Here is a 367-nt window from a genome sequence, read left to right as displayed (position 1 = left end):
CAGAACCCCTGACTCCGTTGTCCAACACCTCCGCACTGCTCATCTGGCCCATCCGATGTGGGGGGCCCGCAAGCTCAAGCGATGGCTGGAGATGCAGGGGCATACGCTACCTGCCGCCAGCACCGTGCATAATCTGATGCGCCGTCATGACTTGCTGCCAGGCGGTCCGTCACCGGCTCCTACCGTTGGGCGCTTTGAACATGACGCACCGAACCGGCTCTGGCAGATGGACTTTAAAGGCCACTTCCCCTTTGCCGGTGGACGCTGCCACCCGCTGACCTTGCTGGATGACCATTCACGCTTCTCGCTCTGTCTGGCACACTGCCCGGACGAACGACGCGTCACCGTGCAGTCCCAGTTGATAGCG

General features: G+C 62.1%; 1 protein-coding gene. It reads left to right on the top strand.

Features of this window, described 5'->3' with window-relative positions; all coding sequences use genetic code 11:
• On the top strand, positions 1-367 hold a 367-nt coding region (locus ACKWMY_RS28365; RefSeq protein ID WP_409487565.1), incomplete at both ends, for a DDE-type integrase/transposase/recombinase.

Source organism: Serratia sp. J2, assembly GCF_046269175.1.
Taxonomy (GTDB): domain Bacteria; phylum Pseudomonadota; class Gammaproteobacteria; order Enterobacterales; family Enterobacteriaceae; genus Chania; species Chania fonticola_C.
Note: the sequence above shows the minus strand (reverse complement) of the source record. Positions and strands in the feature narration are given on the sequence as shown.